This is a genomic window from Rhizobacter sp. LjRoot28 (genome assembly GCF_964253025.1).
GTDB lineage: Bacteria > Pseudomonadota > Gammaproteobacteria > Burkholderiales > Burkholderiaceae_C > Rhizobacter.
Genome location: NZ_CAXUQC020000001.1, coordinates 2,060,034 through 2,078,392, shown reverse-complemented (window position 1 = coordinate 2,078,392; position 18,359 = coordinate 2,060,034). Strand labels below are relative to the sequence as shown.

Sequence of the window (18,359 nt, the reverse complement as noted above, 5' to 3'; positions counted from 1 at the left end):
CCGTGCACGATCCAATCGAAAAGGCGGCAGATGTCACAGCATTTCCAGCGTTCCCCGACTGGCCCCCGCCCGAGAATCAAGTCTCCAACGTGAAGGAGACTGAATTGGCCTTTGATTCCCCCAACAGCTCCCGTAACGTGCTCCCCGCTGACCAATTGCCCACCTCGGGCTTCATGGGTCGACGGAAGTACCTGAAGCGGGATCTCCTGACGGACGTGGTGAACCGGATGAACGCCGGCAACCTGTCCCATTTGCAGGTGCCCACGACGCTGGTGTACCGCCTCGCTTGCCTGTGCAAGCGCTGGGCACCGGACCTTCAGGTCTTTATCTCCCAGGTGCTCGAGGCCAGCGGCCATCTCGATCACTTCCTCACGCAGCCAGCAGCCACCGACCACCACACCGGCCGGCATGGCCTGTTCGAAGCGGCCCTGACCGCGGCCGAACTTGCCATGGATGCCGACCACGATCCGCGCACGCTGAAGCCCCTGCCGTTCTATGTCGATGAACTCCAGCAGGTGTGCGCCGCCGCAGCGTTCCTGTTCGACATCGGCAAGGTGATGGACGGCCGTCTCGGCCCCGACGCCCCCCGCGACGATGGCAGCACGCTGGCGCCTTACTCCGATCTGCCGCGCTGCTGGCGTTCGAGTTGGGAACCGCTCAAGCAGCGCCACCCCATTCTGGCGGCCTGGTTCGATCAGCTGGGGCGCGAGACGCCCGATCCGATCCACTCGGTCCGCACTGCGCGCGCACTGGTCCGCAACGCCGTCTCTGCATCCTGGCGCGTCGACCGCGTCTGAGTATCAGGTACAAGGCTTGCCGCCTTCCGGGTGTACAACGCCAGGAGGTCGCCATGCCGCAGAATCGGTGGTCGGACAAGCGCGAACGACAGTACGGACATGTGAAAGAGGGCCTGCTCGACAAGGGCAAGCCTGAACGCGTAGCGGAAGAGATCGCAGCACGCGTGGTCAACAAGGAGCGCGCCCGCCATGGCGAGGCGCGTGAGGCGAGCAAGACGTCGACCGACGACCTGTCCTCGGGGCGGCGCGGCGGGCTGCGATCACACCGCGGGGAGGGCGGTCGCACCCGCGACCAGCTCTACAACGAAGCGCGAGAGCGCGGCGTCAAGGGCCGCTCCTCGATGACCAAGGCGCAGCTGCTCAAGGCGCTGAGCCACTGAGTATCCGGACACGGCTCCGCGTGCTTGCGAGGCTCACCGTGAGGCGAGCCGCGCAACCTGTGCGACTCGGCTCGATCCCACGTCACTCGGCTCCGACGCTTCCCGTTACCGGCAGGATGATTCCGGTGATGTAGCCGGAACAGACGGGCGCGGCGAGGAAGACGTACGCCGGCGAGAGCTCTTCTGGCTGGGCCGCGCGCTTCATGCCGGTCTGCTGACCGAAACTCTTCACCTTCTCGGCTGGCTTGTCGGCTGGATTGAGCGGCGTCCAGACCGGCCCCGGCGCCACCGCATTGACCCGGATGCCCTTGGGCAGGAGGTTCTGCGCCAGGGCCTTCGTGAAGGCGTGGATGGCTCCCTTGGTCGCCGAATAGTCGAGCAGGCTGCCGCTGCCCTCCAGCCCGGTGACGGAACCGGTGTTGATGATGGACGAGCCGTTCTTGAGATGGGGCAGGGCCGCCTTGGCCATGTGGAAGTAGCCATGGACGTTCGTCCGGAGCGTCTCGTCCAGACGTTCCTCGGTGATGTCCTCGATGGAGTCGGCATGCTCCTGGAAGGCGGCGTTGTTGACGAGAATGTCGAGTTGGCCGAAGGCCTTCACCGTCTCGGCCACGGCCTGACGGCAGAAGCCCTCGTTCTTGACGTCCCCGGGCATCACGATGCAGCGGCCGCCTTCTGCTTCGACGAGCCGTTTGGTGTATTCGGCATCCTGGTGCTCGTTGAGATAGACGATGGCGACGTCGGCACCCTCCCGAGCAAAGAGGACTGCCACGGCGCGGCCGATACCTGAGTCACCGCCCGTGATGAGCGCGACTCGGTCCTTGAGCTTGTTGCTGCCTTCATAGTCCGGCGCGAGGAAGCGCGGCTTCAGCTCCAGTTCCGCCTCGATGCCGGGCTTGTCGAGGTGCTGCTCGGGCAGCTGGCTCGGCTGCGGACGTGCGCCGGCCTGGACGGCGCCTTCGTCGGGCTTCTTGTCTCCCTGTTGGGCATCGCGTTCGTCCTGCTGCTGCTGAATCCGGCGCTGTTTCTCGGCGACCTGATCGGGCTTGGAACGCGTTTCAGACGAGGTGGTCATCGCAGTGGGCTCCTAAGTGGACTGATCCCGCTGCGCGGCAGGCGGCGTTCCCGAATGCGCCGTCCGTGTTCGCCTGCAACTCCGCGGCGAGTCCGCTTCGCACTGCAGTCGGACGGACGCCATCCCGGCCTGAGCGCGCCTTCGCCATCCCGCGCAAGCGGGGTCACGCTCGATGAGAAACGGCGCGGGCCCGCTGCCGCCTGACTGGGGGACCGGTCCGACGATGCATGGTGCGAAGGCGCGTCCCATGGCTGGCGCGGTCACGATGCCAGCGTGGCTTGTCCCAGGCGGCACAAGGCGCGACGCAGGGAAGGGCCGGTGCCGAAGACGCGAGGGACTCCCGAAGACGCCGGCGCAGGGCGTGTCCACCCGGGCTGTCCACTACAAGTGCCGCGAAAGGTGGTGGGCCGAGCCCTGGCACCGCTTCACCGAGGTGGCGGTTCCGCTCGCGGCCGGCAACCGGCGACGTCACTGCGCCACGCTGGCGCTTGAGTCCGCAGCCAGCGGAAACCGCGCTACCGAGGATCGGTCTCTGTCGTGGTGGGGCCACGGCCCTGGCCCCGACCCGACTCCAGCGGACCGTCCGGTGCCGGCTTGCCGGCTTCGTCGCGATGTTCGCCGGCCCTCGGTGCGTCCGTCGACGGTTCGGGTGCCGTCGGGCTGGGCAGGGTGCGGCCATCCTCCGCAAAATCGCGCTCAGCCGCGTCGGGGGCGCCGTCGGCGTCTGCATCGATGCGGGTGGAGGGATCGCCAGATCCGACGCTGGTTCTCATTGAATGCTCCCGGCGATGGTCAGGGTTCGATCGGCGCCCACGTGGGTGTGATCGTCGATCAGTCGGTCAATGGCGTGCAGCGTGCCGCGCACGTCGAGTGGCTTGGGCCAGAACTCAAGGAAGCCGTCGGGACCGGTCGCGCCGGACGCATCCGTGGCGGACACGACCACGGCCGGGGTGTCGGCCAGACCGTCGAGGCGGCGCAACTCCGCAAGGAGGTCGCTGCCGTTGCAGTCCGGCAGGTGGTAGTCGAGCAGCAGAAGGTCGGGTCGTTCAACGCGGGCGGCCTGCAGGCCTTCCTCGCCGGTCGTGGCAACGACCAGCCGAAGCTTCGGGCGGTGCAGCAACAGCGCTTCCATGACCAGCACATTCACGGGATGATCCTCTATGTAGAGAACCACCGGTCCGTTGGGTCGCTGAGCGGTGGAACGGGCGCGCGCAGGGGCTTCGGCGAGAAGGGACGTCATGGGGTACGGCGAATGTGTTGTGCGCTCCTACCGCAATCGCCGTGCCCGCTCAATCGAGCCGAAACGCCGGGGTTGTCCGGTGCTTTCAGGCAAATGTTGCGGTCGTCCACGCTCCGACACGGTCATCTTGATCGCTTCTCAGCGCTCCGTGTAGGCAACGTCCGACAACGGATGGCGCCCACCGCCGGTGGTGGCGGTGTCGGTCGCTCCGTAAAGTCGCGCCATTCAGTGAAGGGAGCGAGCGTTGAAGACGCTGAAGAGAAGCCGGACATCGGCACGAGAGCGGAGGGTGGCACGGACCGCCGGCCTGGCCACTGGACGAAGAGCAGCCGCCCAGCCAGGTCGGCTCGGCAAGCTACGTGCGCACGCGGGGTGGGGGATCCGCAACAGGCGCCCACCCAAGATGAGGGGGCAGGCGCAACGAGTTGTGGCCAGCGGGCGTGGGCGCGAACCAGCGGCTCCGCAGTTGATCTTCGGTTCGTGCCCGGCGCGACGCGGAGCGTCCGGAGGGCGGCCGCCATTTCGCTGGCGAACCCTGCATGCCCGTTCATCGAACAAGTTGACACAACTCAAAACCGGCGCATGCTCTGGTGTGACTAACATCACGTTTCAAGTCTCAGGCCAACGTCGCGGCTCTTGCCGCGGCATGGGGCCGCGCCGGGTGAGCGCCGCCATGCAAGGCGTTTGCCATCGGGTAGCGGAGACGAAAGAATTCGCAGCTCAGCATCGTTTGCGGCCCCTGCGCCATCGCACGGCCCTCGACCGGATTGGAAACTGCATCTACAAGCGCGGCATTGGCTTCGCGGCCCATCGAGGCCGACGAGCCTTGCCACAGACATTCGTCCGGATGAAAACAGCTGATGGACATTGGGGAACGGCGGGTCAACAACCTGTCCGCGAGTTGGCAATCGACATGCCCGCGCGCCCCGCACGATCGACAGGAGAACAGTGAATGCCCCACGCCTTGGTAGTGGACGACGAGCCGGACTCGGCGGAAACCACCGCGATGCTCATCTCCAGCGAGGGCTTCACGGTAGCGACCGCCGGTTCGCTGCGTGATGCTCGCCGCCAGATCGCGCTCCAGGAGCCGGACATCGTCTTGCTGGATCTCAAGCTGCCGGACGGCAGCGGCATGGAACTGCTTCAGGACCTGAAGTCGTTGCCGAACACCGAGGTCGTGCTGGTGACCGGGCATGCAAGCTTGGAGACCTCCATCCAGGCGCTGCGGCTGGGAGCGGCCGACTACCTGGTGAAGCCGATGAGCCTCACCCAGCTCAAGGGCATCCTGTCACGGGTCATGAAGCCGGCGGTCCTGAAGGCCGAAGCACGCAGTCTCCTGGAAGGACTCGAGCGCGAAGGTCACTTCGGTCAACTGTGGGGCCGCTCGGCCATCATGCGGACCGTGTACCGACAGATCGAACGCGTGTCGGAGACCAGCGTCACCGTGTTCATCACGGGCGAGAGCGGTACCGGCAAGGAGGTGGTTGCCCGCACGGTGCACGACCTCAGTCGTCGGCGCAGCAAGCCGTTCCTCGCGGTGAACTGCGGCGCGATTTCGCCTCACCTCATCGAAAGCGAAATCTTCGGTCACGAAAAGGGCAGCTTTACCGGAGCGGACCGCCAGCACCAGGGCTTCTTCGAGCGGGCGAGCGGCGGTACCTTGTTCCTGGACGAGATCACCGAGATGCCGCTCGACCTGCAGGTCAAGCTGCTGCGCGTACTCGAGAGCGGCACGTTCATGCGGGTCGGTTCGAGCACGGTGCTCGAGACCGACGTGCGGATGGTCGCCGCCACGAACCGCAACCCGATGCAGGCGGTTGCCCAGGGCAAGCTGCGCGAAGACTTGCTGTATCGCTTGAACGTGTTCCCGATTCACCTGCCGGCGCTGCGCGAGCGGGGTGAGGACGTTCCGCTGATCGCCGCCCATTTTCTGGACCAGATTTCGCAGCGCGAAGGCAACGCGAAGCGCTTCTCACCCGAAGCGATGGTCCAGCTGAGTCAACACCATTGGCCCGGCAACGTGCGGGAGCTGCGCAACGTGGTGTACCGCGCTTATGTCATGGCGACCGAGACCACGATCCATGATCCCTGTCTGCCGGGCGCAGAGCCGGAAGCCCGCCCGGCCGTACCGGTGTCGGCAGGTGGTGTGCCGATGATCACGGTGCGCATCGGGACGCCGCTCGCCGAGATCGATCGGCAGGTGACGCTCGCAACCCTCGACCACCTCGGGCGGCACAAGGAGAAGACTGCCGCGACATTGGGCATCAGCCTCAAGACGCTCTACAACCGTCTGAAGGAATACGCGAACAACGGCGGCGACCCGGTCACCGAACCCGCCCCGCTCGAAGAGAAGGGCTGAGGCACGGTGTCGGCGGGCCGCTCGGTCAGCCGGCGTGCATCATCAACGGCTCGACGGTGCGGGCGAGACTGTCAGGCCGCAGGGGCTTCACGAGTGAAGTGTCGAACCCGAGCGCTCTGGCGTTCGCTTCGCCTTCGTTGTGCCCGTACCCGCTGAGCGCGACGAACACGGCCTGTCCGCCCAGTCGCCCGCGCAGTGCGTCGATGCCTCGGCGGGTCGAGACCTCCGGACCTTCGATGTCGCACAGCACCACCTCCGGTCGGAAGCCATCGATGAGTCGAAGCGATTCGTCGACGGTTCCCGCCGCGGCGACCTGATGGCCCCACAGTTCGATCTGCAATCGCATCAGGTAGCGCGTGTCGGGGTTGTCCTCGATGAGAAGCACCCGGTATGAAGCTGCACCCGGCGGCACCATGCCGGTGCCGAGCGTTTCCTGGTCCGCGGCCGCAAGCGGCAGTGACATCACGAACTCGGCGCCGCGCCCTGGCCCCTCGCTGAACGCTTTCACGTCGCCGCCGTGCAACTGCGCGACGCGGCGGGCCAGGGGCAGGCCGAGGCCTAGACCGCCCGGGTTGCCGCCCGACTGCAGGTCGTGGCGCGAGAACAGGTCGAACACGTACGGCAGGAACTCCGCGGTGATCCCCTGGCCTTCGTCACGAATGGCGATGTTCAGCGTGTCGCCAGTGGCCTTGGCCGACACGGAGATCACGCTCGGCTGGGGCGTGAATGTCGCGGCGTTCGACAGGATATTGCTCAGCGCCTGCGCCAGGCGCACCGAATCCCCCGTCACCCACAGCGGCGCGCTGGGAAGGTCGACGCGCAAGGTGTGGCCGGCCGCGTCGAGCTTGCTCTGGCTCGTCTCGGTGGCAGAGCGGAGCAGATCGCGCACAGAGACGCGACCCTTGACCAGCGTGATCTCGCCCTGCATCACGCGTGTGACGTCGACCAGGTCGTCCACCAGCCGGCGAAGGCGTCCGACCTGGCGCTCGATGATCTCGCGCAGGCGCTGGACAGTGGGGTTCGCCTCTTCCATCGTGCGCAGCACGCTGGCTGCGTTGGAGATCGGTGCGAGCGGGCTTCGCAGTTGATGGGACAACATGGCAAGGAACTCGTTCTGACGTCGGTCAGCGAGCCGCATGGCCTGGGCATGGTCGGCCAGGCGCTCCTCGAGCTCCTTGCGTTCGTGGATGTCGACACAGCAACCGATGTAACCATTGAACGCGCCATCCCGGTCATGTCGAGGCACCCCGTTCTCGACGAACCATCGGTACTGACCGTCGTGGCGGCGCAGTCGATAGTCCATGGAGAACGGCTGTCGCGCATCGAAGCTGGTCTTGAAGATGGCCACGCAACGCTCGGCATCCTCGGGATGCACGTCGCCCAGCCACCCGTCACCTTGCAGGTCCGAGAGACTGCGACCGGTGAAGTCGCGCCACGGTCGGTTGAACCATTCACAGCGGCCATCCACGCCCGCCATCCAGATCAGCGCCGGGGCGATGTCCGCGGCATCGCGCACATCCGCGCCCGCGTCCCGACTCGGGAGTGCTGCCACGTCCGGCGTCACCGGCTGCATGACGCAGAGGCGGACCGGCTCGGTTGGAGAAGCGGCCAGCACCTGCACGCCCACTGCGCGCGGCCGGCCCTCTGCATCAGTGAGTTCGAGTTGCCCCGCCCAACCATGGCCCTCGGCGATCGCCCGCCGCCAGGCGCTCAACGCCGTCGGCGACCCGACGGCGCGATCGAAGATCGGGTTTGCATCGTCACCAAGCCAGCGCGCGGCCGGGTTGGCTGCCACCAGCGTACCTTGCGGGTCGACGACTGCAACCGCGTGTGGATGGTTCTCGAACAAGGCCTGGTAGGTGGAGAAAGACAGCCGCTGGTGCGCTGCGTTCCCGTTGCTCGTGCCTTCGTTCACTGGTCACTCCCCGGAAGTGTGTCCAGCCTGTTGAGCCGGGCTGGCGTTCTGTTTCGGCAATCTGTATGCCCGATGGACATCAGTCGGTCGTATGTCATGCGTGTTTGCGGCGGCGTTCCACCGGTTCAACCTTCAGGAGCTGGCGGTATTTCGTGACCGTGCGGCGCGCCACGTTGAGCCCTTGGCGAACCAGCAAGCGGGCGATCTCCGGGTCTGAAAGCGGTTGGCACGGACTCTCCCGCTCGATCATTTCCTTGATGACGCCGCGAATCGCGGTGGGAGAACAGGCCGAACCGCTCGCCGTCGGCATCGAGCGCGAGAAGAAGTACTTCAGCTCGAACACGCCAACGGGCGTCGCCATGTACTTGTTGTTGGTGACCCGGGACACCGTCGATTCGTGCAGGCCGAGTTCCTCTGCGATCTCCTTCAGGCCGAGCGGTTTCATTGCGAGGGGGCCGTACTCGAGGAAATGGTGCTGGCGCTTGAGGATGGCTTCGGTGACCTTGAGGATGGTGGAGAACCGCTGGCGAACGTTGCGCACGGTCCAGCGCGCCTCCTGAAGCGTCGCGGCCATCTCGCCGTGCTGGACATCCCGGTGCTCCTGGAAGAGCTTGGCATAGGCCTGGTTCAGCTTGACCCGTGGAATGACCGATGTGTTCAGCGTGGCAACCCAGGCGCCTCTCACACGACGGACGACCACATCGGGCGTGACGTACTGGACATCCGTCGATCCATGGCGCCAGCCGGGGCGTGGGTCCAGGTGCCGGATGCGTGCACAGGCACGCTCGACGTCCTCCACCGAACGCCCGAGTGTCTTTGCCAGGCCACTGAAGTCGCGGTGGGCCAGGCGGTCGATGTGTTGCGTCACGATCCGCGTGGCCAGCGTACGGACGGCATCGTCCTCGATGTCCGGCATCTGGAGCAGCAGGCACTCCGCCACGTCGCGGGCGCCCACGCCATTGGGCTCGAGCGCCTGAATCCGTCGAAGTGCGGAGAGCATCTCGCTGCGGTCCGGGTCGATGCCGCTCAGGGCTCCGACTTCTTCCAGAGGCGTGCGCAGGTATCCGTCCTCGTCGAGCGACTCGATGAGGGTCGCGGTCAGCAGTTGGTCTCGGGGTGTGAGAGGCTGCACGTTGATCTGCCGGTGGAGGTACTCCCGCAGGCTGACGTCGGCGGCCACCAGGTCAAGCGCGGTCACGTCACCCGACGAGGGAAGCCCGCCGCGCGGCAGACCGGCGGTAGGCGCCCAGGTGTCGTCGCTCGCAGCCGCGTCCGTGGCAGCGTCGGCGGGAAGCGCCGCGTCGCTTTGAAGCGGTCCGGGTACATCGTTGTCGTCCGGCTCCAGGAAGGGGTTCTTGTCGAGGGCCGCGTGGACCTCCTGCGCAAAGTCGAGCGAGGACAGTTGCAGCAACCGCACAGCCTGTTGCAGGCGCGGCGTGAGGGTCTGTTGTTGCTTGTGTTCGAACTTGAGCGCGATGGCGGTCATGGCAGAAGCTGGCTCCAGGTCGGCCGGGCTGCGGTGGTGCGCCCTGACCGTGACGTTCCGGCGACAAACTGCAACAGCCGTGCCACCCGGCCGCTACCCGGGCTCAGCCCGGCGACCCGCGGGTTTGCACGGAGAACCGTTCCGTTCGGTAAGCCATGTGTGCGTAACGGTTACCGCAAGCTTTGCCCTGTTTTTAAGCGATGGAACGGCGCCATCGCTGTGCCTCGGGCACGCCACCTGCCCATTGCCGGCAGGTGCGACGCCCGCGAAACCGCCGCGGCGTCGGCTGGCCAACCCTCGATCCTGCGGGTCGAATTCAGAAGGAGCCTCACATGAGCACGACCAACGACGACATCGTGGAAACCTTGAATGACCTCATTGCCACCTGCAAGGACGGGGAGCTTGGCTTCACGGCCTGTGCCGAGCGTGTCTCGTCGAGCGAGCTGCGCCGGTTGTTCCTGCAGCGGGCCGCCGAATGCAAGCAGGCAGCCGATGAGCTTCGCCCGTACGTGCTGCAACACGGCGGTGAACCGGAGACGGACGGCACGACGTCCGGCAGCCTGCACCGCGGATGGGTGGCCGTGCGCGGCTCGCTCGCCGGCTACACCGACCAGGCCATGCTCGACGAGTGCGAGCGAGGCGAAGATGCGGCACTCGGTCGCTATCGCGCGGCCATGCGCGAAGGGGTGCTGCCCGAGCCGCTGCGCGCCCTGGTTGCTCGCCAGCAACTGGGCGTGCAAGCCAACCATGACCAGATCAAGCGTCTGCGCGACAGCGTGCGCGCGACCGGCTGACCCGTCATGGGCAAACGCGTATTGATCGTCGACGACAACGAGGACGCGGCCGAAGCCGTTGCCGCGCTCCTCGAATCCGTGGGCCACGAAGCACGGACGGCCACCAGCGGCCGCGCGGCGCTGCAGGAAGCCAGGCAATGGCTGCCCGACGCGATGATTCTCGACATCGGGCTTCCGGACATGGATGGCTATGAACTGGCCCAGGCCGTGACGGCCGAGGGGTTCGTGCCGGCCCCGCGGCTGATCGCCCTCAGCGGCTACGGAATGCCGAACGACCTGCAGCGCGCGCGGGAGGCGGGGTTTGCGCGCCACCTGCTCAAGCCGGCTGATCCGGATGCCCTTTTCGCCCTGATCGAAGAAGCGGAAGTGAGCGGCTGAGCCGAGCCGTCGGGCACACCGCTTGCCGTTTTTCCAACGTGCAATCTGCACATGCCATAGAAGGAGTACCTCATGACCCAAGACCGTCAGAACCAGGACTCGCAGAAGTCGGCGCAACAGCAGCCCTCGCAGCAACAAAGCCCGGGGCAGCAACAGTCACCGCGCCAGCAGGATCAGCAGAACCAGAGTGGCCAGGGGCAGCAAGGCCAGCAGGAAAAGGGCGTCGGCCAGCAGCAGAAGGGCGTCGGCCAGCAGGAGCAGCAAGGCCTGAGCGGACAGCGCCAGCAGGGGCAGGGGCAAGGCCAGCAGAGCGGCTCGCGCCAACAGGACCAGGCCAGCCAGGGCGGCAACATGCAACAGGACCTGAGCGATCAGGACTCCAGCATCCAGCAGCAGGGCGGCACCCGTTCTCCGCAGCGCAGCGACCAGCAAGGCAGCGACAGCGGCAGCAGCGGTCGCCAACGCTGATCCCCGCGCGCCAGCGCACCAGTGCGGCGCCTGATGCGCCGCGACCGACGCCGACGCGCCCCAGCGCGTCGGCACTTCGCCGACGACTACGCGCCACGAAAGTCCGCAGCCATGACCGTGCAGGTGATCTCCGTTCCATTGACCGCCATCCGGCTCGCGCCTGACGACGAAAAGCCAGGCGAAGAAACCGGTGCCGGAGGCCTGTCTCATGGCGCCTGCCCTGACCACGGCCGGTGCGACCGCACGGCCTGCGGCCAAGTCGAGCGCGTGACCCGTCATTGCCCCGAACTTGAAACCCCGGCCAGTCAAGCCTGAACCGAAGGCGCCGCCTTCCACCGCCGCGGCCGCTGCGCCCGCGGGCCTTGTCTATGTGACCGATGAACAACCGGGCATCATCCGCCGAAGGCAAGGCAAGGGCTTTTCCTATCGGGGGCCCGGAGGTTCCTGCCTGAACGACCCTGCTGAACTGGAGCGAATCCGCAAGCTGGCCATCCCCCCCGCCTACACCAGCGTGTGGATCTGCCCTCGGCCGGACGGGCATATTCAAGCGACGGGCCGTGATGCCCGCGGCCGCAAGCAGTACCGCTACCACCCGGAGTGGCGCACCGCCCGTGACACCCACAAGTTTGACCGCATGCGTGAGTTCGGCCGCGCCTTGCCGCGCATCCGCGCGCGCGTGCTGCGAGATCTCAACCAGCCGGCCGGCGCTTCGATTCCGCGGCGCTTGGTGCTCGCGACGATCGTCCGCCTGCTCGACACGACGCTGGTTCGCATCGGCAACGACGTCTATGCCCGCACGAACGGGTCGTATGGCCTGACCACGCTGCGAGGGCGTCACGCAACCGTCCGAGGCTCCGTCCTCAAGCTTCGCTTCAAGGGCAAGAGCGGCGTGCGCCACGACGTGTCACTCGACGATCCACGCGTGTCCCGCGTCGTGCGCAAATGCCAGGCCATGCCGGGACAAGAGCTCTTCCAGTACACCGGCGACGACGGCGAACCGTGCACGGTGACGTCCCAGGACGTTAATGACTATGTCAAGGAATGCGCCGGCGCCGCGTTCACGGCAAAGGACTTCCGGACCTGGCATGCCAGTGCGCATGCCTTGGGTCTGCTGGCAGAGGAGATCGACGGGCCCATCACGGCGCAGCGGTTGAACCAGGTGCTGGCCGACGTGGCCGGCCGGCTCGGCAACACCGTTGCCGTGTGCCGCAAGTCCTACGTGCATCCCGACGTGCTGGATGCCGCCCTGGCCGGAGACCTTCCTCGGCTCTTGCAGACGGCGCCGGGCCGAGTACCCCTGAGGGGTCTCAGCGTGCCGGAGCGCCAGCTGATGTGCTTCCTGGCCGGGCGCTGCCGCCGGCCTTGATCACGACGCGGGACTGGCCTTCCACGCCCCACGCACGTTCATCGCCGCCAGGCAGAACTGCAACAGCACCAGGGCCCAGGCCTCGGTGTGCCATCCCCAGGCCACCCAGAGCACGTTGCTGACGAGGTAGCCCCAGAACCCCCAGAGCCGCTTTCGCTGCTGCGTGGATGCCACCCACCACGCCGACAGGACGGTGATCGCCATCGCGGGCCATTGGAGCAGGGACAGCAGGTCCATGGTCAGTGGCTCGGCCGCTCGCTGCGGGGAATCAGGAACTCGAACACCGTGCCTTCCGTGGCGTTCGAGCGGGCCACGATCGAGCCGCCGTGGGCGCTGATGCCCTGGTCCACGATGGCCAGTCCAGCTCCGAGCGTGCTCCGCACGCCGTCGCGTCCCTGACCTGCCAGGATGGGGCGGAACAGCTCGGCCTGCACATCGTCGCTCAACACCGTCGGGAAGCTGACGTGCACATTCAGGCGTTCCTTGTGCGTGCCATCGAGCTTCACGTTGACGGCGACGCCGTCGCCCGCGTGTTCCAGCGCCGTGCCGATGAGGTTGGCAAACACCTGGCTCAAGCGGTCGGTGTCGAAGGTGCCGGTCAGGTCACCCTCGCACTGCACGGGCACCTTGACGTCGGGGCGTGCCTCGACGATTTCCGTGACGACGGCTGCGCACACCGAACCGAGGTCGGCCATCTTCGGCGAGATGCTGGCGATCCCGGTGCGGATGCGCGAGAAGTTGAGCAGGTGGTCGATCGTGCGTGCCATTCGGGAGCTGCTGGCCTTGATGCGCTGGCCGGCCTTCTGGATTGCGTCATCGTGTCCACGCCGATACACGATCTCGGCACTGAGGGCGATGGCCATGAGCGGCGTGCGCAGGTCGTGCGTGAGCACGGCCGTCATCATCTCGTTGAGTTTGCGCAGTCGCTGGACCTCGGTGATCTGCTGCTGCAATCGCTGGCGTTGCACGTAGAGGTCCACGAACACCGCCACCTTGCTGCCGAGCACGTGCGGCTCGAGCGGCTTGTAGAGAAAGTCGACCGCACCCGCCTCGTAGCCCCGGAATGTCCGCTGCTGGTCCTGGGAGGCCGCCGTGAGGAAGATGATGGGGATATGCCGCGTGCGCTCGGCGCCGCGCATCAGCTCGGCCAGCGTGAAACCGTCGATCTCCGGCATCTGCACGTCAAGCAGCGCCATGGCCACGTCATGGTTGAGCAGCAGTTCGAGTGCTTCCGCGCCCGAGCCTGCCTTCAGCACATGGATGCCGGGGCGCGCCAGCAGCGCCTCCAGGGCGAGCAGGTTCTGCGCGACATCGTCGACGACCAGCACGTTGACTTCAGGCGGATGGTTCATGGCGTTTCTCTGCGGACTCGGAATCAAGGGACGTACGGAACAATGGAAAACTCGTTTCGGTGGTCATGCCGGCTCAGCCACGCGCCAGGCGCTCGGCCATCTGCGTCAGCGTGAGGACCGCGTCGGCACCCGCGCGCTGCAAGCCGGAGGCCGGCATGGTCCGTGCCACCGCGGTCGACGGATCCTGCACCCAGGCCTGGCCCCCACGGGCGCGTACCGCGGCCAAGCCCTCACTGCCGTCTTCGCTACCGCCCGTCAGCAGCAACGCGAGCAAGCGGGGACCCCACGCGATCGCCGCCGACTCGAAAAGCGGGTCGATGGCAGGCCGGGAGAAGCACACGGGCGGATCGACGGACAGGGCGAGCGTGCGGCTCGGCTCCACCAGCAGATGGTAGTTCGGCGGCGCGACGACGATCTCCCCGGGCAGCACCGGTTGCTTGTCGAGTGCCTCGGACACCGGTAGCACGCAGCGGTCTGCGAGGACCGTGACGAGCCCGGTCGAAGGGTCGGGTGGGAGGTGGATGACGACCAGCACCGCGCGGCGGAAGGTGGCGGGCAGGGCCGGCAACAGGCACAGCAGAGCATCCACGCCACCGGCGGAGGTGCCGATGACCACGGCATCCACATCAGGAAAGGGCTGCGTCGCTTGCATGTTCGAAGTCCTCACAGGCGGCGGTAGATGCGCTGGGGCAACTCCACCGGCTCGAACGCGGCCGCGTGGGTGCCGAACTGCAGGGTTTCCTTGTTCCCGAGGCCGAGAAAGCCTCGGTGCACGAGCGCATCGCGAAAGAGGGCGATCGCGCGATCCTGCAGTTCGCGGTTGAAGTAGATCAGCACGTTGCGGCACGACACCAGGTGCACCTCCGAAAATACGGTGTCGGTGGCCAGGCTGTGGTCGGCGAAGACGATGTTCCGCTTGAGCCGGCGGTCGAACACGACGTTGTCATAGGCGCCCACGTAGTAGTCCGAGAGCGAGCCGGTTCCGCCCGCCTGCAGGTAATTGCGAGAGAACAGCGCGACCCGTTCGAGCGGGTAGACCCCCGCCTCGGCCTTGCGCAAGGCGTCGGGATTGATGTCGGTGGCGTAGATGATGGTGCGCTCGAGCAGCCCCTCTTCCTGCAGCAGGATGGCCAGCGACCACACCTCCTCGCCGCTGCTGCAGCCGGCGACCCACACCTTGACCGAGGGGTAGGTCGCCAGCAACGGGGCGACCTCGCGGCGAAGCGCGCGAAAGTAGGCCGGGTCCCTGAAGAATTCGCTCACCTGCACGGTGAAGTACTGCAGCATCTGCGCGAACACCTCCGGCTCGCGAAGGACGCGGTCCTGCAACTGGGCCAGGCGGTCGCAGTGGAAGCGCGTCATCGCCTGGCGCATGCGCCGGCGCAGCGACGTGACGGCGTAGTCGCGGAAGTCATGCTGGTAGCGCAGGTACACCGCTTCCAGCATCAGGCGCACCTCGATGTCGAAGAGTGCCGTCTCGTCGTCCATGACCACGCCGTCCGGTTTCACTTGGGCATCCACACGCGGCACAGCGAGACCAGGCGGTCCACGTCGATGGGCTTGGCAACATAGTCGTTGGCGCCCGCCTCGAGGCAGCGGTCCCGGTCATCCGACATCGCCTTGGCCGTCAGCGCGATGATTGGCAGGTTGGTGAGCGCCGGTCGCTCGCGGATGAGCTTCATGGCGGTGATGCCATCCATCTCCGGCATCATGATGTCCATCAGCACGAGGTCCACCGGCCCGCCCTTGTCCAGTCGGTCCACGGCTTCCCGCCCGTTGCGCGCAATCTCCAGCCGCGCGCCCAGGGGCTCGAACACGCTCGAGAGGGCGAAGATGTTCCTGACGTCGTCCTCGACCAGCAGGATGCGGCGTCCGTCGAGCACCGAGTCGCGTGCCCTGGCCTGGGACAACAGGCGCTGCTGCTCCGGCGGGAGCGACGACTCGACGCTGTGCAGGAAGAGCGTCACCTCGTCGAGCAGGCGCTCCGGCGAGCGCGCGCCCTTGACGATGATGGACTTCGAGTAGCGCCGCAGGCGCTGCTCGTCCTCGCTGCTCAGTGCCCGCCCCGTGTAGACGATCACCGGCGGGAACGCGTAGCTGTCGCCAGTGGCCATCGTCTCGAGCAGCTGGAAGCCGCTTCCGTCGGACAGGGACAGGTCCATCACCATGCAGTCGAAGGTCGTGCGGGAGAGGTGCGACAGCGCCTCGGCCATGGTGCCCACCGCGGTAATCTCCACGCCGTCGGCAGTCAAGAGCAGCACCAGGTTCTGGCGCAGCGTGGCGTCATCCTCGACGACGAGCACGCGCCGCATCTCGCGCTGCAGGCGTTCCTGCAAGCCCTTGATGGCGCCCTCGAGCTGCTCGCGGGCCGCCGGCTTGAGCACGTAGCCGATGGCGCCGAGCTCCAGCGCGGTCTGGGTACGCTCGTGTGCGGAGAGCATGTGCACCGGCAGGTGCCGCGTCGCCGCATTGCGCTTGAGGCGCTCCAGAACCGTGAGGCCCGACTGGTCGGGCAGGCCCACGTCGAGCAGGATGCCGCTCGGCATCAGCTCCTCGGCGAGACGCAGGCCCTCGGCGCCGGTGGGGGCGATCACGCAATCGAAGCCCAGTTCGTGGGCCAGGTCGTAGAGCACGGCCGAGAAACGGGCGTCATCGTCGATGGCGAGGATGAGGCGCCCGGGATGGCGGAGCGCTCGACGGTCATCCGCCACCGCCGGGGGCGAGACGGGCGTCTGCCCCCCGGCAACGGGTGCAGTCGACGGCACGCCAGCGGAGGAGGGAGACGCCGCGCCGTTCGACAAGTGAGCCACGGCCGCCGCAGGAGCGGCCGCTGACGGCGCGGCATCGTCGGCGAACTCGATCGGGAGGTCGACGGTGAAGACGCTGCCCCGGCCGGGCTCGCTGTCGACGTCGATGCGGCCACCCAGGCGGTAGGCGAGCTCCCGAGAGATCGACAGGCCGAGGCCCGTACCGCCGAAACGCCGGCTGGTGCTGCCGTCGGCTTGCCGGAAGGCCTCGAAGATCACTTGCTGCTGCGCCTTGGGAATGCCCATGCCGGTGTCGTGCACCTCGAACGCCAGGCGGCCCGGCCCGGCGGGGCGCACCTTCAAGCGCACCTCGCCCCGCTCGGTGAACTTGATGGCGTTGGCGATCAGGTTCTTCAGCACCTGAAGCAGGCGCTGGCCGTCCGTGGCCATCGCCACCGGAGCGCCCTGGGCGACTTCCATCGAGAAGGCGAGCTTCTTCTGGCGGGCAAGCGGCTCGAAGGTCGCCTGCAGCCGGGCCAGGACGTCTTCCTGCAACTGCACCGGTTCCACGGTCATGTCCATGTGGCCCGCCTCGATCTTCGACAAGTCCAGGATGTCGTTGATCAACAGCAGCAGGTCGTTGTTCGAGGCGTGGATGGCCTGGGCGTACTTGACCTGTTCCGCGGTCAGGTTGGCGGACTTGTTGTCAGCCAGGAGCTTGGAAAGGATGAGCGAGCTGTTGAGTGGCGTGCGCAGCTCATGCGACATGTTGGCCAGGAACTCGGACTTGTAGCGGCTCGCGGCTTCGAGCAGATCGGCCTTGGCGCTCAAGGCCTGCTGCGCGGCCAGAAGGTCGAGCTTCTGGCGTTCGAGCACCTGGGCCTGCTCCTCGAGCTGCACGTTCGTCTGCTCCAGTTCGACCTGCTGGGTTTCGAGCCGGGCTTGAGATTCCCGCAGCAGTCGACCCTGTTCCTCGAGTTCCTCGTTGGAGACGCGCAGCTCCTCCTGTTGGGCTTGCAGGGCCTCGCTCTGCCGCTGCGTCTCCTCGAGCAGCACCTCGAGGCGGCGCCGGTAGAGTGCAGAGCGCAGGGCAACGCCGATGGCTTCGCTCGTCTGGTCGAGCAGGGCCACGACGTTCTCGGCGTTCTCGGCGCGCGGGCTGAAACCAAGCTCGATGACGCCGGCCGACTTGCCGTCGATCTTGATCGGAGCAAGGATGATCTGCCCGGGCGCGCTGCGGCCAAGGCCCGTGACCACCGGCAGGTGTCCCGCGGGGACCTCGTCGATGATCCTCGCCCTGCCGTCCCGTGCAACCTGGCCCGCGAGGCCCTCGGGCATGGGAATCCGTTCAGGCGCCGCAGCCCGGTCGTAGCCGTGGCCGCCCTTGCGCAGCAGCGTGGTGCCGTCGAGCCGATAGATCAGGCAGTTGAGCGCGCCGGTGATCTCGCACAGCGCAAGTGCCGCGTTGTCGGCGATCTCGTTGGGCGTCACCTCGCCGATGAGCCGCTGCGCAATGGCCGACTCTCCGCGCTGCAGCCACAACAGCCGCGCCGCCTCGAGCCGGATGCGCAGCACCTGCCACACGACGATGGCCATGACCCACAGCACCACCACGCCGATGGACCGGTTCACCCCGGCCACGAACACGTCCATGCCCTTGGCGGAGAAGAAGAAGCCCGCCACGCTGAGGAGCGTCGCGAACCCGGCCACGAACAGCGGCGGCGCACGCCGCGGTTGCAGCAGCAGCAGCCCGACCGGAATCAGGTACAGGGCCCACTCGGCGTAACCGAGCGGCGTGGCCATGTCGACGGCGAAGATGCCGAAGGTCAGCGCGTACGCTGACAGCACGACAGACAGGTTGCGGGAATCGATCTTGAAGGGCTTCATGAAGCGGCGTCAGTCGGCCAGGCGCTTGCAGGGCCGGCCAGAGGGCGAAAAAGGCACGATTGTGCACAGATCAACGGGAGACGGGAGACGGCGGCCGGCGGACCGCGGGCTGCGG

General features: G+C 66.9%; 18 protein-coding genes. 8 read left to right on the top strand and 10 right to left on the bottom strand.

What is annotated here, in order from left to right; translation table 11 throughout:
* Nucleotides 1-2 precede the first annotated feature (2 nt).
* Complete coding sequence (locus ACSQ2F_RS09610) at nucleotides 3-797, top strand: hypothetical protein (RefSeq protein WP_436022134.1); 795 nt, start codon at nucleotides 3-5, stop codon at nucleotides 795-797.
* Between the two features lie 53 nt (nucleotides 798-850).
* Nucleotides 851-1,177 (top strand): plasmid stabilization protein, encoded by a 327-nt coding sequence (locus tag ACSQ2F_RS09605; RefSeq protein ID WP_436022132.1) that lies wholly within the window; start codon nucleotides 851-853, stop codon nucleotides 1,175-1,177.
* A gap of 82 nt (nucleotides 1,178-1,259) precedes the next feature.
* On the opposite strand, the gene ACSQ2F_RS09600 is transcribed toward ACSQ2F_RS09605, so the two are convergent.
* The 3 genes from ACSQ2F_RS09600 to ACSQ2F_RS09590 form a co-directional block, all read right to left on the bottom strand.
* Nucleotides 1,260-2,252, bottom strand: a complete 993-nt coding sequence (locus tag ACSQ2F_RS09600) for an SDR family oxidoreductase (protein WP_436022130.1) — start codon at nucleotides 2,250-2,252, stop codon at nucleotides 1,260-1,262.
* A gap of 769 nt (nucleotides 2,253-3,021) precedes the next feature.
* A complete protein-coding gene (locus ACSQ2F_RS09595; protein ID WP_436022128.1) occupies nucleotides 3,022-3,492 on the bottom strand; it encodes a response regulator in 471 nt (156 codons plus the stop codon).
* A gap of 616 nt (nucleotides 3,493-4,108) precedes the next feature.
* On the bottom strand, nucleotides 4,109-4,360 hold the full coding sequence (locus tag ACSQ2F_RS09590) for a hypothetical protein (protein WP_436022126.1): 252 nt from the start codon (nucleotides 4,358-4,360) through the stop codon (nucleotides 4,109-4,111).
* An 84-nt stretch (nucleotides 4,361-4,444) separates the two neighbouring features.
* Between ACSQ2F_RS09590 and ACSQ2F_RS09585 the strand changes: the two genes are divergently transcribed.
* Entirely contained in the window at nucleotides 4,445-5,851 is a 1,407-nt protein-coding gene (locus tag ACSQ2F_RS09585; RefSeq protein ID WP_436022124.1) for a sigma-54-dependent transcriptional regulator, read from the top strand.
* A gap of 25 nt (nucleotides 5,852-5,876) precedes the next feature.
* On the opposite strand, the gene ACSQ2F_RS09580 is transcribed toward ACSQ2F_RS09585, so the two are convergent.
* Both ACSQ2F_RS09580 and rpoN read right to left on the bottom strand, forming a co-directional pair.
* Nucleotides 5,877-7,766, bottom strand: a complete 1,890-nt coding sequence (locus ACSQ2F_RS09580) for an ATP-binding protein (protein WP_436022122.1) — start codon at nucleotides 7,764-7,766, stop codon at nucleotides 5,877-5,879.
* Nucleotides 7,767-7,860: 94 nt separating this feature from the next.
* Nucleotides 7,861-9,252, bottom strand: coding sequence for an RNA polymerase factor sigma-54 (gene rpoN, locus ACSQ2F_RS09575; RefSeq protein ID WP_436022120.1), 1,392 nt, complete (start codon nucleotides 9,250-9,252; stop codon nucleotides 7,861-7,863).
* Nucleotides 9,253-9,584: 332 nt separating this feature from the next.
* Here rpoN and ACSQ2F_RS09570 point away from each other — a divergent pair, with 332 nt between their 5' ends.
* From ACSQ2F_RS09570 to ACSQ2F_RS09550, 5 genes are all read left to right on the top strand, one after another.
* Nucleotides 9,585-10,046 carry a ferritin-like domain-containing protein gene (locus ACSQ2F_RS09570; protein ID WP_436022118.1) on the top strand — a complete coding sequence of 154 codons (462 nt, stop codon included), beginning with the start codon at nucleotides 9,585-9,587 and terminating at the stop codon, nucleotides 10,044-10,046.
* A 21-nt stretch (nucleotides 10,047-10,067) separates the two neighbouring features.
* On the top strand, nucleotides 10,068-10,424 hold the full coding sequence (locus ACSQ2F_RS09565) for a response regulator (protein ID WP_436022116.1): 357 nt from the start codon (nucleotides 10,068-10,070) through the stop codon (nucleotides 10,422-10,424).
* Nucleotides 10,425-10,496: 72 nt separating this feature from the next.
* On the top strand, nucleotides 10,497-10,892 hold the full coding sequence (locus tag ACSQ2F_RS09560) for a hypothetical protein (RefSeq protein ID WP_436022114.1): 396 nt from the start codon (nucleotides 10,497-10,499) through the stop codon (nucleotides 10,890-10,892).
* 111 nt (nucleotides 10,893-11,003) lie between these two features.
* On the top strand, nucleotides 11,004-11,207 hold the full coding sequence (locus tag ACSQ2F_RS09555; protein ID WP_436022112.1) for a hypothetical protein: 204 nt from the start codon (nucleotides 11,004-11,006) through the stop codon (nucleotides 11,205-11,207).
* 55 nt (nucleotides 11,208-11,262) lie between these two features.
* Entirely contained in the window at nucleotides 11,263-12,258 is a 996-nt protein-coding gene (locus tag ACSQ2F_RS09550) for a DNA topoisomerase IB (protein WP_436022110.1), read from the top strand.
* On the opposite strand, the gene ACSQ2F_RS09545 is transcribed toward ACSQ2F_RS09550, so the two are convergent.
* From ACSQ2F_RS09545 to ACSQ2F_RS09525, 5 genes are all read right to left on the bottom strand, one after another.
* On the bottom strand, nucleotides 12,259-12,495 hold the full coding sequence (locus tag ACSQ2F_RS09545) for a hypothetical protein (protein WP_436022108.1): 237 nt from the start codon (nucleotides 12,493-12,495) through the stop codon (nucleotides 12,259-12,261). It abuts the gene before it with no gap.
* A gap of 2 nt (nucleotides 12,496-12,497) precedes the next feature.
* Complete coding sequence (locus tag ACSQ2F_RS09540; protein ID WP_436022106.1) at nucleotides 12,498-13,610, bottom strand: hybrid sensor histidine kinase/response regulator; 1,113 nt, start codon at nucleotides 13,608-13,610, stop codon at nucleotides 12,498-12,500.
* Between the two features lie 73 nt (nucleotides 13,611-13,683).
* Nucleotides 13,684-14,262, bottom strand: coding sequence for a chemotaxis protein CheB (locus ACSQ2F_RS09535; protein ID WP_436022104.1), 579 nt, complete (start codon nucleotides 14,260-14,262; stop codon nucleotides 13,684-13,686).
* An 11-nt stretch (nucleotides 14,263-14,273) separates the two neighbouring features.
* Complete coding sequence (locus ACSQ2F_RS09530; protein ID WP_436022102.1) at nucleotides 14,274-15,098, bottom strand: CheR family methyltransferase; 825 nt, start codon at nucleotides 15,096-15,098, stop codon at nucleotides 14,274-14,276.
* Nucleotides 15,099-15,115: 17 nt separating this feature from the next.
* Nucleotides 15,116-18,244: a response regulator gene (locus tag ACSQ2F_RS09525; protein ID WP_436022100.1), complete on the bottom strand. Its 3,129-nt coding sequence runs from the start codon at nucleotides 18,242-18,244 to the stop codon at nucleotides 15,116-15,118.
* Between the last annotated feature and the right edge of the window lie 115 nt (nucleotides 18,245-18,359).

Bases quoted from the DNA above. Each gene is read 5' to 3' on its own strand.
- ACSQ2F_RS09605 (WP_436022132.1), top strand. From the start codon at position 851: ATGCCGCAGAATCGGTGGTCGGACAAGCGCGAACGACAGTACGGACAT.
- ACSQ2F_RS09600 (WP_436022130.1), bottom strand. From the start codon at position 2,252: ATGACCACCTCGTCTGAAACGCGTTCCAAGCCCGATCAGGTCGCCGAG.
- ACSQ2F_RS09595 (WP_436022128.1), bottom strand. From the start codon at position 3,492: ATGACGTCCCTTCTCGCCGAAGCCCCTGCGCGCGCCCGTTCCACCGCT.
- ACSQ2F_RS09590 (WP_436022126.1), bottom strand. From the start codon at position 4,360: ATGTCCATCAGCTGTTTTCATCCGGACGAATGTCTGTGGCAAGGCTCG.
- ACSQ2F_RS09585 (WP_436022124.1), top strand. From the start codon at position 4,445: ATGCCCCACGCCTTGGTAGTGGACGACGAGCCGGACTCGGCGGAAACC.
- rpoN (WP_436022120.1), bottom strand. From the start codon at position 9,252: ATGACCGCCATCGCGCTCAAGTTCGAACACAAGCAACAACAGACCCTC.
- ACSQ2F_RS09570 (WP_436022118.1), top strand. From the start codon at position 9,585: ATGAGCACGACCAACGACGACATCGTGGAAACCTTGAATGACCTCATT.
- ACSQ2F_RS09560 (WP_436022114.1), top strand. From the start codon at position 10,497: ATGACCCAAGACCGTCAGAACCAGGACTCGCAGAAGTCGGCGCAACAG.
- ACSQ2F_RS09555 (WP_436022112.1), top strand. From the start codon at position 11,004: ATGACCGTGCAGGTGATCTCCGTTCCATTGACCGCCATCCGGCTCGCG.
- ACSQ2F_RS09545 (WP_436022108.1), bottom strand. From the start codon at position 12,495: ATGGACCTGCTGTCCCTGCTCCAATGGCCCGCGATGGCGATCACCGTC.
- ACSQ2F_RS09540 (WP_436022106.1), bottom strand. From the start codon at position 13,610: ATGAACCATCCGCCTGAAGTCAACGTGCTGGTCGTCGACGATGTCGCG.
- ACSQ2F_RS09535 (WP_436022104.1), bottom strand. From the start codon at position 14,262: ATGCAAGCGACGCAGCCCTTTCCTGATGTGGATGCCGTGGTCATCGGC.
- ACSQ2F_RS09530 (WP_436022102.1), bottom strand. From the start codon at position 15,098: ATGGACGACGAGACGGCACTCTTCGACATCGAGGTGCGCCTGATGCTG.
- ACSQ2F_RS09525 (WP_436022100.1), bottom strand. From the start codon at position 18,244: ATGAAGCCCTTCAAGATCGATTCCCGCAACCTGTCTGTCGTGCTGTCA.